The organism is Clostridium disporicum (genome assembly GCF_001405015.1).
In the GTDB taxonomy this organism is placed as follows: Bacteria; Bacillota; Clostridia; order Clostridiales; family Clostridiaceae; genus Clostridium; species Clostridium disporicum_B.
This window is the reverse complement of record NZ_CYZX01000004.1, coordinates 127,634-142,830: the sequence shown is the minus strand read 5'-3', so window position 1 is coordinate 142,830 and position 15,197 is coordinate 127,634. Positions and strand designations below refer to the sequence as shown.

Genomic DNA, 15,197 nt, shown 5'->3' with positions numbered 1-15,197 from the left:
TAACTTTATTTTAACATCTTATTATTATGTTAACCATAACCTAATAAATTTTAAAGGAGTTACTTTACGTAACCCCTCAAAACTTTTTAACTTTATATAATATTATCATTTTTTAATAAATTATATAAAGTTGGACTCAAATTAAATTGTTTCATAAGATTCTCAACTTCAACTAATACTTTCTCTTTTTTCTCCATAGATATATTACCCTTAGAAGCTCTTATTAAAATATTCTTTGGAGAATGAGCAATATCTATAAACTCTAATAATTGAGTTTTATAACCTAAAGCTTCTAAAATATTGGCTCTAACTGAATCTGTCATAAGTGCAGCTATTCTTTCTTGAACTATTCCATATCTAGTTAAAATAGATAATTCCTCTGTTTTCATTTGAGCATTAAACTCATGCTGACAGCAAGGAACGGAGAATATCATCTTTGCATTCCACTTTACTGCATTATATAAAGCATAATCTGTAGCCGTATCACAAGCATGTAAAGTTATTACCATATCAACTTTATTATTATATTTAAATCCATTTATATCCCCAATTTCGAAGTGAAGATTTTCATAATTATATCTTTTAGCAATATCATTACATTTTTTTATTACATCTTCTTTAAGATCTAATCCTATCATCTTAACATTAATCTTTTTAATTTCAACAAAGTAATAATATAAAACAAATGTTAAATAAGATTTACCACATCCAAAATCTAAAATAGTAAGTTCCTTTTGATCAATCTTTTTAATTTCATCATCTATGATTTCTACAAATCTATTTATTTGTTTATACTTATCATATTTCGAATTTACAACCTTACCTTCTTTAGTAAATACTCCTAAATCTATAAGTGGCTGAATTAACATTCCTTCTTTTAAAATATAATTTTTTTCTTTATTATGAGATTTATTAGCAACTTTTTTATTATCAGCACTTTTCTTACCTAAAAATACTTTTCCCTTTTTAGAAATTTTCATATCAAAAGTAGAATTTTCACTCCAAGCATTTACCTGCTTATATCTAGATTCTATATTTTCAAAAAGACTTTCTTCCAATTTTTCTTTATCTATATTTTCATGGAATACTTGTTTATCAGTATATCTTTCTATTTGATAATACTCTCTTCCCTTTTTCTCCTTTAATAAAAATACTATTTTATTATATTGAACATCACTTTTCATCTTGTTACTTATTACTACTTTAACGATATTTTCAGATACCATATCACAAATAGCTTTTCTTAAATCGTTCATATTAACACACCTTATCACTTCTAAATTTCTTATAATCTATACGATATATTATATCGTTATTTCTCTAAAAAGAAAGAGTATTCTTAACTAAAAAAGGTGCTTTCGCACCTTTTAATGACTTATCTCTATTTTGTGATGTGCATCAACAGTAGCTTCTCCTGCTTTGAAGATTGCTATCTTTGTGCACAATGGTCCTATAAGCTCATATATAACCGTACCTGCTAGTATTATAGCTCTTATTGATGCTCCACAACTTGGCAATGCTTCTTGGACTATCATTGTAAGTCCTATTGCAACCCCTGCTTGAGGTACAAGCGTTAATCCTAAATACTTCTTAACTACAGGTTGACTATTAGCAAGTTGTGCTCCTATATAAGCACCTAAAACTTTACCTATTACTCTAAATACAACATATCCTATACCAATTAACCCAACAGTAAGTAATACTGATAAGTCAAGCTCTAATCCTGATATGGTAAAGAACATTATAAATATTGGCGACGTAATATTATCAATTGATGATAATAACTTTGATTTACTTAACACTAAATTACTTACAGTAGCACCTAGTGCCATACATGCTAATAAATTTGAAAGATCTAATAAATCTGCTAATCCTATAACTAAAAATATAGCTGCAATTACAAGATTCATAGCATTTTCTTTTTGCTTAGAAAGTTTATTAAAATAAGTTAATGCAAATCCAACTGCACATCCTAATACTATAGAGAAGAATATTTCTATAAATGGATTTAAAAATGCCATTATTGAAACACCATCTGATCCTTTAGAAATAATTTGTGCAATAGCTATTGAAATACCAAATGCTATAACTGCAATAGCGTCATCTATAGCAACTACAGGAATTAATGTATCTACTAATGGCCCCTTTGCCTTGTATTGCTTTAAAACCATAATAGTTGCTGCCGGTGCAGTAGCTGATGCTATTGCTCCAATTGCTAAACTAAATTCCCATGTTTGTCCAAATATAAACTTCATTGCAAGCGTTACTACAAAAGTTGCCATTAACGCTTCAAATAAAGCAATTATTATTACGCCTTTACCTATATTTTTCAATTTATTATAATTTAATGAACTACCAATGTTATAAGCTATAAACCCTAATGCAGCTTCAGAAATTATAGTTAAACTTTCTATAGCCTCATGTGGTACTAGCTTTAAAACAAAAGGTCCTATTAATACCCCAGCTATTAAGTATCCTGTAACTCTAGGTAATTTTAAATAAGAAACTACCTTTCCCATTAGTAATCCAAAAATTAATATTATTGCTAGGTAATAAAACCAACTCATTCTGTTTTCCTCCTTTATTATTACATAATCCTCTCACTCAATTACTGCAATTATAAAGGTATACCCTCAACTCTTCCTACAGGAACTGTAAATATTATTCCACTTCCTGGCGAATCAATATCTACAAATTTCTTAATTGCTGATATTGCACTATCTACCATATTACTCTTCAAAACAGTTAAAATTGTTTTCTTTTGAGCTCGTCCATCATTCATTAACAACTTTAATGAACTAAATAGACTAAACTCTTCACATTCACTTAAAATATTTGCCATTCCTTGAGAATCAATTATCGTAGAGCCTTTAATTCCAAGTTTATTGAACTCTAACATTATATCCTCAATATTTTCATTTTCTTCTAAAATAGTTACAAGCAATTCCAATTCTATCCCTCCTAAAAATATACACTATTTTAAATTATATAATTGCAAGTATGATTTTTCAAACTTGCAAATTTGCTAATTAATTCGATTTAAAGTCATATTTACCTATAATAACGATATCATTTCATTTTAAGTAATATTCATAAAAAACTTGAATGTATTTCTATATTGTATTAATAAAAAATGCGCGTATCTATAATTTTATGATACACGCATTTTTATTATTAAGATATCTTATTAAATTTTATACTAACCTTAAATAAGTCGCCGTCTACACTTATGTTAAAGCTTCCACCTTGAAGCTCTACAAAGCTCTTTGCTATAGCAAGACCTAATCCTGATCCTTCAGTATTTCTAGATTCATCTCCACGAACAAATCTTTCTGCTATAGTTTCTACATTAAAGTTAATTTCCTCCGCTGCCATATTTTTAAGAACAATTTCTACATAAGTATCATTTTCAAATATATCAATATATACTCTTGTTCCTCTCATAGCATACTTAGTCATATTTATTACTAAATTTTCAAATACTCTAAATGTACGCTGACTATCAAGAGGTAAGATTACTTTTCCTTCTGGAAAGTTATTTCTGACTGTTAATCCTGCTTCAAGAAGCTTATCATCTAATTCAAGTATAGTCTGCTTCATCAGTGATACTACATCAACATTTTCTATATTTAAAGTTATATTTCCACTGCTTGCCTTACTCATTTCAAATAAATCTTCTATAAGAGCTTGAAGTCTTTGAGCTTTTTTATCTAAGGTATCTAAATATTGTCTACGTTTTTCTTCTTCTAGATTTTCATCCTTTAAAAGATCGGTATAAGTTATTATAGCTGTTAAAGGAGTTTTTAAATCATGAGATACATTAGATATAAGGTCAGTCTTCATCTTCTGACTCTTAACCTCTTCATCTACAGCCTTTTTAAATCCTGATTGAATCTTTTCTAAATCTTCTTTAAAAGGCTCAAATAATCCTAAATCCTCTTCAATAGTTACATCCAGTTTTCCTTCAGCAATTTTATTTGTAGCTTTCTTTAGTATCTTATACTTCTCACTTATTTTATCAACATATTTTCTTATTACAAAGAACAATATTACCGAGTAAAGTATCACTACAGGTATTCCAAATAACCATATTGATGTTATACCTATTAATATTGCAGCATTTATTAAAACAACTTTAATTATAAGTTTACTATTATTATCACTTAAATCTATACTAGTTACAGCATCTAAAGTTTTTCTGATATATCTAACGATTAATGTAATAACTCTACCAACTATAGTTCTTCTCTTAAAGTATTCCTTTATTCCAATATTAAAAATATACTTTATAACTAATATAGCAAAAAATACAACGCCAAAACATATAAACCAATTTACAAAGTTAAGGAACCATATTGTATTATTAGATAATGTAATTCCATTTACAAAGAATCCAAATAAATACTCTAAATTTCCTTCTAAAGTTGGTTTTACAATATATCTAGGAGATACAGCCATAAGCATTGCTGCAAATGTACATATTACTATCCATATTTCAAACGGTATTTTTGATAATCCATTGAATAGGGCCATTTTTTTAGCCTTTTTAATTGGGAATATTAATGCAGCTAGCAATATAACTGCCGAAATTATCATTACTGCTGTAGTACCAGCCATTTCATATCCTATCATATTTGAATCTTTTATTCCCCAAGATATCGAATCATCATAAGTTAATGACTTAGGCACTGCATACACAAAAGACATATTTTTAATAGGCTTCATTGTAATATCATAATATCCATCTAAGTCACTTAAATTTTCTTTTAAGATATATTCAAAATTTTGCTTATCTGCACCTTTAATATCTGATACAGTCAGGACTCCATTTTCATCAAAATTCAAAAGTACAAAAAACTGAAATTGCTCCTTATCTAATGAAGATATATCCATATTCTTCTCTTTGATAGTTATGCCTTCACCTATATTAGTTTTCTTTATATCATTTTCTTTATCGTATGAATAATATAGTAAATTTCTATAGCTTTCATTTATATTCCTACTCCAACTGCTAAACCTTGAATTAAATCCATTAGCATACGAATCTTCATAATACTCTTCATCATTACTGTATATATTGTTACCAAAATCCAACAAACTCTCTGCTGGATTAAGATTCCCACCTGCTTTTTCTGATAATGAATTAAAATAATTTACATAGCTTGTTTCTGCTATAATGTCTGCAAATCTATAATCATCAAAATAATTATCTCTTATATTTTGTGCATTCCTATCTATTATAGGGTATGATTTGCACATCGCTATTGCTGCCATTGATATAATTAATATAGCTACTATAGTAGCAATTATCCCTTTGCTAGTATTATTGTTTTTCAATTTTGTATCCAACTCCCCACACCACCTTCAAATATTTTGGATTTTTCGGATTAACTTCAATCTTTTCTCTTATTTTTCTTACATGAACCATTATTGTATCAGTATTTATAGCCTGCTCATTCCAAACTCTTTCATATATTTCCTCTGCTGAAAACACTCTTCCTGGATTTTTCATAAGCAAAGCTAATATTTTAAATTCAATTGGAGTGAGTTTCACAGCTTTTTCATCTACTGTTACCTCTTTAGTCTCAATATTTAATTCAAGACCTCCAACTGAATATATATTTTCATTTATCTCTTTATTGCTTACCATATTTAGAAATTTAGAATATCTTCTAAGTTGTGAATTAACTCTAGCTAAAAGTTCTAATGGTCTAAATGGCTTTGTTACATAATCATCAGCACCTATATTTAATCCCATTATCTTATCTACCTCTTCTGATTTCGCTGATAACATTATTACAGGAAAATCATGTTTCTCTCTAAGCTTCATAACAAAAGTTATCCCATCCATTCTGGGCATCATTACATCTACTATAGCGAGATGTATAGTTTCTTTCTCTAGAACTTCTAATCCCTCTATTCCGTTATTAGCTATAAAAACTTTATATCCTTGATTTGTTAAATAAGCCTCTATCGCTACTGCTATATCATTTTCATCTTCAACTACTAAAACACTATATAAATCCATCTTAATACCTCTTTCTATAAGTGAGTCATGAAATCTTAACCTTAGCAAAAACAAACTACGTTTATGAATATAAGTAACTATTTTTCCTATTCTTACTCACTAAATTCTTTTATTATATACTAACATGGAAAGTATTATTTTCCATAATTCATTTTCTTATTTTCTCTTGTTCTAAACTACCTTTTATATAGACTGATTATTTAATGATATTTCTATTTAAGATAATATCTTTATAACCCCATCCCCTAATATATATCCAGAACATATAAGAGTTGAATCCCATATTAAAATTCCTATAGCAGAATATGCAGTATATTTAAGAAAATTAAGTTTCAGTACCCCTGCTGGTACAGGTATTATAGTTCTTGCCATTGGAATCATTCTGCTTATCATCACTCCAACATTCCCTTTTCTTCTTAAGTATTCTAGTTTTTCATCTATATATTCACTTTGCTTTGGAAACCTCTTTGTATACTTATCTAGTATATAATTTCCTCCATAAAAACCTATAAAATATAATATCCAGCTTGCTAATAATGATGCTATTACTGATAGTATCACTATAAAAATAATATTTTCATTATGCTTAGATGCCCAAAGACCTACTATCGGCATTATTACACCTGCTGGAAACCCTGGCATATTTAAATTTTCTAAGAATATTATCAAAAATATAACTATAGTTCCATATTGAGTTATATTATTCATAATACTGTTCCCATCCATATTTTCTCCATCCCCCTTTCTTTACTATACTTCAATGATATCTTTTAAAAGTTAAGAAGAAGCTAATACATTTCTAAAGAAATTCTTAAGATTAAAAAAACGGCTAATTTAGAATTAACCGTTTTTTATTATATTTATATTTAATTATTAGGCTTCTAGCTTTAATGGCACAAAGAAAGTTTCATCATTAGTCTCATTTATAAATCCACCTATATTATATACCTTATTTAGCATATCCATAGTTATAACCTTCTTAGCATTACCTTCATTTATTATCTTACCATTTTTCATTATTATAATATTATGACTATACTTAAGAGCCTGATTAATATCATGAAGAACCATAACTACTGTTAATTCTTCTTCTCTATTTAACTCTTCTACAAGTTCTAATATTTCTATCTGATGATAAATATCTAAATATGTAGTTGGTTCATCTAAAAATAATATTTTACTCTTTTGAGCTAAAGCCATAGCTATGAAGGCTCTTTGTCTCTCTCCACCTGACATACTCATAACTGTCTTATCTTTTAAATTAGTAAGCCCAGTTTTTTCAAGTGCCCATTCTACTATATCTTCATCACTTTCATTATTTCCTCGGAAATACTTTTTATGAGGTATTCTCCCATAAGATACTAATTCTTTTACAGTAATATCTCCTGGTACTGTATTTTGCTGATGTACTGTTGCAATTTCCCTTGCGATATTTTTATATTTAAGTTTTTTTATAGACTTTCCATTTATTATAACATCTCCAGATGTAGGTTTATTAAGTCCTGTAAAAATACTTAATAATGTAGATTTACCGCTTCCATTAGGTCCTAATATAGTAGTTATCTTACCTTTTTCAATTTCAACACTTAAATTTTCTATAAGTTTTTTATCTTTTTCATAAGAGAACTCTAGATTTTTTACTTTTATCATTACTTTAAGTCACTCCTTCTTAAAAGATATAAGAAGAATGGTGCTCCAAAAATACATGTTACTACACCAACTGGTATTTCATTAGGTCTCATGGCCATTCTTCCAACTGTATCCGCAAATAATACTAATAATGCACCGATAATCCCACTGCAAGGAATAAGATATTTATGGTCAGAACCTATTATCATTCTGCATATATGTGGAACTACTAATCCTACGAAAGATATTACCCCAGCTATAGCAGTTGATATACCTGCTAAAAATACAGCTACTGCAGTAACTACAATCATATATACATCTGCATTAAATCCTAAACTCTTAGCATTCTTGCTTCCTAAAGCTAATACATTACATATTTTACTTAACATAAATGCTGCAGCAATTCCTATTACTGAATATATAGCTAATACATATACATTACTCCAATTTACAGTAGCAAGACTTCCCATCATCCATTTTTGAATATTGCTTGAACCTAATCCTGCACTTACTGTAATCATAGATGAGAAACCACCTAATAATGCATTGCAAGCTGCTCCTGCTAAAACTATTCTTATAGGAGAAAGTCCTTTTTTATATGCCATAAAATAAACTAAACCACATGATACTAATCCTCCTAAAAAACCAAATATAGGTCTTGAATTAGTAACTCCAGGCATGAATACCATTAAAAATACAGTTACTAAGCATGCACCTGTAGATATACCTGTTATATATGGATCTGCTAATGGGTTTCTTATTACTGACTGTAATAGTACACCTGAAATAGCTAAGTTAGCTCCAACAAGAACAGCTATTATAACTCTAGGCATTCTTAAATCTTTTATTATTCCTATATTACCATCTGTTTGCCCTGTGAATAATCCTTTTATAAGCTCACCAAATGTAATATTTATACTTCCTAATTTTAATGAGATTAATATACCTGCTACTAATATTATAAGAGCAACAGCTATAAATAATCCTCTAAATTTTTTATCTAAAGTTTTCATAATTACTCTCCATTACCGTGGACTATATCACTTAAAATATCTAATCCTTCTATAGCTTTAAGATTTGCACTCATTCCAAAATATGAAGTGTCTAAGTATACAACATCACCATTTCTTACAGCTTCAATGTTTTGCCATGCAGCATCAGTTGCCATTTCTTTTTCTAATGCAGCTTGTGTTTCTTCTGGAAGGGCATGTACCATTACTAAAATCTTATCTGGATTAAGCATTGATAAATCTTCTTTATTATAAGTAGTAAATGACGTACTGTTATCAGCTATTATATTTTTACCTCCAACCATTTCAACTAAGCTACCAACATAAGATTTTGATGTTGCAATCATAGTTGATCCTGGTGCTGCAAATAAAACTAATATTTCAGGACTCTCTAATTGTGCTGCTTTTTCAGCAACCTCTTTTTCCTTAGCTTCTAAGTTTGCTAATAAACTTTCAGCTTCTGTTTCTTTATCGAATCTTTTTCCTAAAGTATTTATTGCTTCTTTTAATCCATTTAAACTTTCTAAAGATACGAATTCACTTGGTATGTTATTTTGAGTAAAAAGTTCCATATAATCTGACCCTAAAGTATCAACTGAAACTACAACTGTAGGATTTAAAGATTTAATAATTTCTAAATCTGGGCTCATAGGGCTTCCAACCTCTACTGCACCTTTTGTGCTTTCAGGAAGCTCATATGATGTTTGAGGAATTCCAGAAACCTTTACCCCTAAAGCATCTAAAATTTCTGTAACTGCAACAGATGTTGCTACAACTACTTCTTCGCTATCAGCTTCCACAGCTACTTCTCCACCATTAGCTTCAACTACAACATTTTCTTCAGCAGCTTTAGAACCACAGCTAATTAAACCTAAAGACATAATTCCAGCTGCTATTATTGACATAATTCTTTTATATTTCATAATAAATAACCTTCCTAACTACTATTTCTTTTTCTTAGCCTTAATTACTAAAACTGCAACTATACCTGCTATAACTACAACTGCTACTCCACCAGCTACAGCCATAGTTTTATAATTTTCTGAAGCTCCTGATGTTGCATCTACTTCTGTAACAACTTCTTCTATTAAATCTTCTGCAACTACTTCTTCTATAACCTCTTCTGCTTCTTCTATAGCTTCAATTAAAGTTAAAGTTTCCATCTTAGGAATTACCTTAAACTGTACATCTCTTCCCATTGGTGCTACATAAATTAAAGCATCCATATCTGCATCTACTTTATCTACTTCAACTTTAAGTTTAACTATACCTTCTTCAGTTACCTCGTCTACCATTTCAACTGCAGTATCTTCACCATTAACTAACATTCTGTAGTTTTCCATATAGTCACTTCCTGAGAAACCTATAGTATAAACTATTCCGTCCTTAGTCACTTCTACTTCCATTGTAGGTAGTAAGTAACTTCTTGACATTGCCATCCCTGTTTCTGATTCATGATAAACCTCATTTTCAACTTCATAAATACCACTTGCTATGTCAGCATCTGCTGCATATGCACTCTTAGTTCCCATAGCGAAAAATACCCTTAAAACCATTACGGCTGTTAATATACTATTAAATTTATTTAATATTTTCATATCTATTTCTCCTTTATAGCAAATATGAGGTAAATAAATAGTATTACTATTTTATTTACCCCGCACATTATTTTATTTTTTCTTTTTAGTTAAAACTGCACCTGCAGATGTCATTAGTAACCCTAATCCTGCTACTACTGCTGAGCTTGCTGCAGCTCCTGTATTTGGTAATGTTTCTACTGTATATTCTTTAATGAAAGTTAATGTATCTGTTAGTAATTCCACACCAAATTCAACATCTCTTTGCATTGGTACAACATACATTTTTACTTTTATAGAATCATTTAAGCTTCCAACTGCAAATCTAACATAAGTTTCATCACCACTTGTACTCTTGCTTACGCTTACCTTGCTTCCATTTACATAGATTTCATGATTTTGCATGAATTCTGCCCCTGTAAATGTCAGAGTAACATAGTATTGTCCTTCAACTTCTTCAACTCTTGAAGTAGCACTTAAGTACATTCTTGCCATAGCTACTCCTGTTTCACTTTCATGAGTAACGTTATTTTGAATAGAATACAACTTTCCAACTATTATTTGTGGTTCTTCTTCTTTTTCAGTTTCTTCTGTTGTTCCTGAAGTTTGTTCATCTTGTGTAGTTCCTCCAGTTGTACCACCAGTCGTTCCTCCAGTAGTACCATTAGTTGTACCACCTTGTGTAGTTCCACCTGTTATTCCTTCATCATCATTCTCAACTTCAACTAAAGTATCTTGTAATACTTTAAGACCAAATGAAATTCTTCTTCCACCCATAGCATTAATTTTAGTAGATATTTCTATTGAATCATCTAAGCTATCTAATTCAAAGCTTAATCCAGCTAGAGTTGTTCTTATCTCTTTAGTTTCAACTTCTTTACCATTTACATAAACTATAACATCGCTCATTTGCGCTGCACCAAATTCAGTAAAGTTTATAGTTACACGGTATTTTTCACCTATCTTTTCTATCTTCATATCTTCTGATAATGCTTGTCTAGCCATTGCCTTACCAGCTTCGCTATCAGAAACTATTTCATTTTTACCTGTATAAGTTTTATCTGTTTGAGTTTCTTCAGTAGATCCTGAACCTGTACCTTCTGAAGGCTTTTGAGTTGCTCCTGTACTTCCATCAATGTCTCCGTTTCCAGAATTATCATTGTCAGGTATTTCTGGAGTCTCCGGAGTCTCTGGAGTTTCTACTGTATCATCTTCTACCTTTACTAATTCTCCCTTATGTAATATCTCCATATCTACTGTGTGCATTCCACCTGGAGCGATAAATTCAGGGATAAATTCATTATAATAAGTTAGGTTAACTTTAATTCTTGAATTTAATACATCTGTTGATTCGATTTCAAAACTTATTTCTTCCTCATTTGCTATAAATTCTACTTCTTCTCCATCTATAGTAATAGAACTTATTGTTCTTACTGTATCAGTTTCTAATTCTAAATTAGTATATTTAAGAGTTACAGTTATCTTTCCATCTTCTACTGTTACAATAGATGTTGTATCTATATAATCTCTAATTCCGCTATCTTCAGTACTTCCTACTTTAAACGCATCATTTTCTATTTTATAAGTTCCATTTTCTAAAGTATTAACTTCTTCTTTATCATCTTCAACCTTTGATAATTCTCCAATGTGTAATATCTCCATATCTACTGTATGCATTCCACCTGGTGCAATAAATTCTGGAATAAATTCATTGTAATAAGTTAGGTTAACAGTAATTCTTGATGTTAATACATCTTTTGATTCAATTTCAAAACTTATTTCTTCTTCATTTGCATTAAATTCTACTTCTTCTCCATCTATAGTAATAGAATTAATTGTTCTTACTGTATCAGTTTCTAATTCTAAATCAGTATATTTAAGAGTTAAAGTTATCTTTCCACCTTCTACTGTTACAATAGATGTTGTATCTATATAATCTCTAATCCCGCTATTATCAGTAGTTCCTACTTTATATGCACCATTTTCTATTACATAAGTTCCATCTTCTAAAACTTCTGGTGCAGTAGTTGACGCCTTAGTCACAGTATCTACATTATTTAAAGTTGATGCACTAGCTGTTACAGTTTGTCCACCAACACTTAAAACCATTGCTCCTAAAACAAAAGTAGCAATAATTTTTTCTATCTTTTTCTTTAACATAATTACTTCCCCCTATAAAAACATATTTATTTGACATTCTTTAATTTATATTCCATAATAATTGATATTGATTCTCACTCTCTGCAATTATAATAACATATATTTTTTTAATATGTTTTAACGATATTTATATTTTTTTTAAATATATTTTGTTAGTGTTATAAATTTTAAATAATAGTATATCTCAACTAAAAAGGCGGTCTAATTATGAATACTTATAATGTATTAAATGATTTTTTTACTTGCTTATCACTACCAACTTTAGTTTTAAATAACAGCTTTAAAATTGTTCATTCACATAAATATAACGCTGAATTAAAAAATAGCTTTTATACATCCAAAGCAATTGATATTTTAAAAAATAGTCTTTCATATTCGAATCCAATTGCTATAAATATACCTAATAATATTTCATATTCAGCTATTGCTTTTTATCATTATGACAATATGCCTGCATATATCTTGATAGGTCCTTATATTATCCAAGATAATAAAAATACTAAAGTTAACACTTGTGATTCTAGTATATTAACTATAAATAAATCTCTATTAGATGATGTTATAAACCTATATTCAAATCTAATAGTAAATAAATATAAAACTACGACTCCAAACGGAACTCTTTCTCCCTTTGTAAAAAGAGCCATTGAATATATAGAAAAAAATTATAGTAAAGAAATTTCTATAGATGACCTTTGCTCAGAGCTTAATATAAATAAATGCTATTTCTGCTGTGTCTTTAAAAATGAAACTGGTCAAACATTTATAAATTATTTAAATAATTATAAAGTAGAAAAAAGCAAAGAACTCCTTGCTAACACGGATTATTCTTTGCTCGATATAGCTTTATCTGTGGGATTTAATAATCAAAGCTACTATAGTACAGTTTTTAAAAAATTGACCAACCAAACTCCTATTAAATATAGAGAAAGTTTAAAAGAGTAACTCCTCTTGTTATTTTAAATCATTCACCCGTAATCGGGTGATTATGATTTAAAATAAAATAAAAAGATGCTTTGAACCACTTCAAAACATCTTTAAATAAAATTTAATTATTCAATTAAATATTAGTCAAATTTTTTTATAAATCTTTCTATTCTCTTTAGAGCTTCTACTATATTTTCCATAGAAGATGCATAACAACATCTTATAAATCCTTCTCCACATTCCCCAAAGGCATTTCCTGGTACAGCTAGTACCTTTTCTTCCATAAGTAACATCTCGCAGAACTCATCTGAAGTCATTCCGGTAGATTTAATACATGGAAATACATAAAGTGCTCCCATTGGTTCAAAGCAATCTAATCCCATCTTTCTAAAGCCATTAACCATAACTCTTCTTCTTCTGTTATATTCTTTTGCCATATGTCTTACATCATCATCACCATTTTTTAATGCTTCTATTGCTGCAAACTGTGCAGTTGTCGGTGAACACATTATTCCATATTGATGTATCTTCTTCATAGCATCTAATATAATAGGATGAGCGCAAGCATATCCCAATCTCCATCCAGTCATTGCATAAGCTTTAGAAAATCCATTTATGACTATAGTTTTTTCCTTAACCTCTGGGAAGCTTGCAATAGATACATGTGGCTTGTCATATGATAATTCTGAATATATCTCATCAGAAAGTATTATTACATTTTTATTTTTTAAAACTTCAACTATTCCTGCTAACTCCTCTTTAGTCATAATTGCTCCTGTAGGATTATTAGGAAATGGAATTATAACAACTTTGGTCTTATCTGTTATTGCATCCTCTAATTGTTTTGGAGTAAGCTTAAAATCATCTTCAGCTTTTAAATCAATAATCTTTGCTGTCGCTCCTGTAAAGGCTGTACATCCTTTATAAGCTACGAAACTTGGCTCTGGAATAATTACTTCATCTCCAGGCCCTACTAAAGCTCTTAGTGCAAGATCTATACCTTCACTTCCACCAACTGTTACTAATATTTCATCTTTAGGATTATATTTTAAGTCGTATTTTCTATCTAAATACTTAGCTATTTCTTCTCTTAATTCTATAAATCCAGCATTTGCTGAATAATGAGTTTCTCCCATCTCTAAAGAATATATACCAGCCTCTCTAACATTCCAAGGGGTAACAAAGTCTGGCTCTCCTACCCCTAAAGATATTACATCTTCCATCTCATTTATTAAGTCAAAATATTTTCTAATTCCTGATGGAGGCATATTTTTAACATCATCTCTAATCATATTTTCTAATATCATATAAATATAGCCTCCCTTGTATCAACTTTCTTTTCTTTAAATATAGTTCCATGATCTTTATATTTCTTTAAAACAAAGTGTGTTGCTGTTCCATTAACAAACTCTTGTACTGCAAGTTTATCTGATACAAACATAGCAACTTCCTTCATTGTCTTTCCTTCTATTATTACAGTTAAGTCAAATCCACCTGAAGACATTAAATAACATGCCTTAACTTGAGGGAATTTATATATTCTTTCTGCAACCTTATCAAAGCCTACTCCTCTTTGTGGTGTAATCTTAACTTCAATTAATGCTGTTACAGTTTCCTTACCTGTATTCTCCCAATTAATTAATGTTGTATATCCTGCAATTATGCTCTTTTCTTCATAATCTCTTATTGCTTCTCTTACTTCTTCAACAGTTTTTCCTGCCATTACAGCTATCTCTTCATCAGTATATCTACTGTTTTGTTCTAAAATTTCTAAAATTTCTTCCATATAAACTATTCCTCCCCATATTAATTAATAATTAATAGTTTTAATTTAATAATTAAATATGAAAATTCTATAACTTTTCT

14 protein-coding genes are annotated in these 15,197 nt (G+C 29.4%); 1 reads left to right on the top strand and 13 read right to left on the bottom strand.

Annotation, left to right across the window (positions count from 1 at the left end):
• Positions 1 to 92 precede the first annotated feature (92 nt).
• From ARA56_RS03935 to ARA56_RS03885, 11 genes are all read right to left on the bottom strand, one after another.
• Positions 93 to 1,256 carry a class I SAM-dependent methyltransferase gene (locus ARA56_RS03935; protein ID WP_055264180.1) on the bottom strand — a complete coding sequence of 388 codons (1,164 nt, stop codon included), beginning with the start codon at positions 1,254 to 1,256 and terminating at the stop codon, positions 93 to 95.
• A 111-nt stretch (positions 1,257 to 1,367) separates the two neighbouring features.
• Complete coding sequence (locus ARA56_RS03930; protein WP_055264178.1) at positions 1,368 to 2,567, bottom strand: cation:proton antiporter; 1,200 nt, start codon at positions 2,565 to 2,567, stop codon at positions 1,368 to 1,370.
• A gap of 50 nt (positions 2,568 to 2,617) precedes the next feature.
• A complete protein-coding gene (locus ARA56_RS03925; protein WP_055264176.1) occupies positions 2,618 to 2,950 on the bottom strand; it encodes a P-II family nitrogen regulator in 333 nt (110 codons plus the stop codon).
• Positions 2,951 to 3,174: 224 nt separating this feature from the next.
• Positions 3,175 to 5,349 (bottom strand): sensor histidine kinase, encoded by a 2,175-nt coding sequence (locus ARA56_RS03920; protein ID WP_055264174.1) that lies wholly within the window; start codon positions 5,347 to 5,349, stop codon positions 3,175 to 3,177.
• Complete coding sequence (locus tag ARA56_RS03915) at positions 5,324 to 6,028, bottom strand: response regulator transcription factor (protein WP_055264172.1); 705 nt, start codon at positions 6,026 to 6,028, stop codon at positions 5,324 to 5,326. The genes ARA56_RS03920 and ARA56_RS03915 overlap by 26 nt, the downstream gene beginning before the upstream one ends.
• Positions 6,029 to 6,244: 216 nt before the next feature.
• Entirely contained in the window at positions 6,245 to 6,754 is a 510-nt protein-coding gene (locus ARA56_RS03910; RefSeq protein ID WP_055264170.1) for a DedA family protein, read from the bottom strand.
• Positions 6,755 to 6,901: 147 nt separating this feature from the next.
• Entirely contained in the window at positions 6,902 to 7,678 is a 777-nt protein-coding gene (locus tag ARA56_RS03905; RefSeq protein WP_055264168.1) for an ABC transporter ATP-binding protein, read from the bottom strand.
• On the bottom strand, positions 7,678 to 8,670 hold the full coding sequence (locus tag ARA56_RS03900) for a FecCD family ABC transporter permease (protein ID WP_055264166.1): 993 nt from the start codon (positions 8,668 to 8,670) through the stop codon (positions 7,678 to 7,680). Before ARA56_RS03900 ends, ARA56_RS03905 begins: the two co-directional genes overlap by 1 nt.
• 2 nt (positions 8,671 to 8,672) lie before the next feature.
• Positions 8,673 to 9,590, bottom strand: coding sequence for a heme ABC transporter substrate-binding protein IsdE (gene isdE, locus ARA56_RS03895; protein WP_055264164.1), 918 nt, complete (start codon positions 9,588 to 9,590; stop codon positions 8,673 to 8,675).
• A 21-nt stretch (positions 9,591 to 9,611) separates the two neighbouring features.
• Entirely contained in the window at positions 9,612 to 10,265 is a 654-nt protein-coding gene (locus ARA56_RS03890) for an NEAT domain-containing protein (protein WP_055264162.1), read from the bottom strand.
• Positions 10,266 to 10,337: 72 nt separating this feature from the next.
• Entirely contained in the window at positions 10,338 to 12,404 is a 2,067-nt protein-coding gene (locus tag ARA56_RS03885) for an NEAT domain-containing protein (protein WP_055264160.1), read from the bottom strand.
• A 207-nt stretch (positions 12,405 to 12,611) separates the two neighbouring features.
• Between ARA56_RS03885 and ARA56_RS03880 the strand changes: the two genes are divergently transcribed.
• The gene (locus ARA56_RS03880; protein WP_084758946.1) at positions 12,612 to 13,349 is read left to right on the top strand and encodes a helix-turn-helix domain-containing protein; all 738 of its coding nucleotides are present in this window, start codon (positions 12,612 to 12,614) and stop codon (positions 13,347 to 13,349) included.
• A 122-nt stretch (positions 13,350 to 13,471) separates the two neighbouring features.
• Here ARA56_RS03880 and ARA56_RS03875 read toward each other — a convergent pair whose 3' ends face one another.
• Entirely contained in the window at positions 13,472 to 14,638 is a 1,167-nt protein-coding gene (locus tag ARA56_RS03875; protein ID WP_055264153.1) for an aminotransferase class I/II-fold pyridoxal phosphate-dependent enzyme, read from the bottom strand.
• Complete coding sequence (locus ARA56_RS03870; protein ID WP_055264150.1) at positions 14,635 to 15,117, bottom strand: Lrp/AsnC family transcriptional regulator; 483 nt, start codon at positions 15,115 to 15,117, stop codon at positions 14,635 to 14,637. Before ARA56_RS03870 ends, ARA56_RS03875 begins: the two co-directional genes overlap by 4 nt.
• Positions 15,118 to 15,197: the final 80 nt, after the last annotated feature.

Coding starts and splice junctions, on each gene's coding strand:
- ARA56_RS03910 (WP_055264170.1), bottom strand. CDS start 6,754: ATGGATGGGAACAGTATTATGAATAATATAACTCAATATGGAACTATA.
- ARA56_RS03900 (WP_055264166.1), bottom strand. CDS start 8,670: ATGAAAACTTTAGATAAAAAATTTAGAGGATTATTTATAGCTGTTGCT.
- ARA56_RS03930 (WP_055264178.1), bottom strand. CDS start 2,567: ATGAGTTGGTTTTATTACCTAGCAATAATATTAATTTTTGGATTACTA.
- ARA56_RS03880 (WP_084758946.1), top strand. CDS start 12,612: ATGAATACTTATAATGTATTAAATGATTTTTTTACTTGCTTATCACTA.
- ARA56_RS03890 (WP_055264162.1), bottom strand. CDS start 10,265: ATGAAAATATTAAATAAATTTAATAGTATATTAACAGCCGTAATGGTT.
- ARA56_RS03905 (WP_055264168.1), bottom strand. CDS start 7,678: ATGATAAAAGTAAAAAATCTAGAGTTCTCTTATGAAAAAGATAAAAAA.
- isdE (WP_055264164.1), bottom strand. CDS start 9,590: ATGAAATATAAAAGAATTATGTCAATAATAGCAGCTGGAATTATGTCT.
- ARA56_RS03885 (WP_055264160.1), bottom strand. CDS start 12,404: ATGTTAAAGAAAAAGATAGAAAAAATTATTGCTACTTTTGTTTTAGGA.
- ARA56_RS03935 (WP_055264180.1), bottom strand. CDS start 1,256: ATGAACGATTTAAGAAAAGCTATTTGTGATATGGTATCTGAAAATATC.
- ARA56_RS03875 (WP_055264153.1), bottom strand. CDS start 14,638: ATGATATTAGAAAATATGATTAGAGATGATGTTAAAAATATGCCTCCA.
- ARA56_RS03870 (WP_055264150.1), bottom strand. CDS start 15,117: ATGGAAGAAATTTTAGAAATTTTAGAACAAAACAGTAGATATACTGAT.
- ARA56_RS03915 (WP_055264172.1), bottom strand. CDS start 6,028: ATGGATTTATATAGTGTTTTAGTAGTTGAAGATGAAAATGATATAGCA.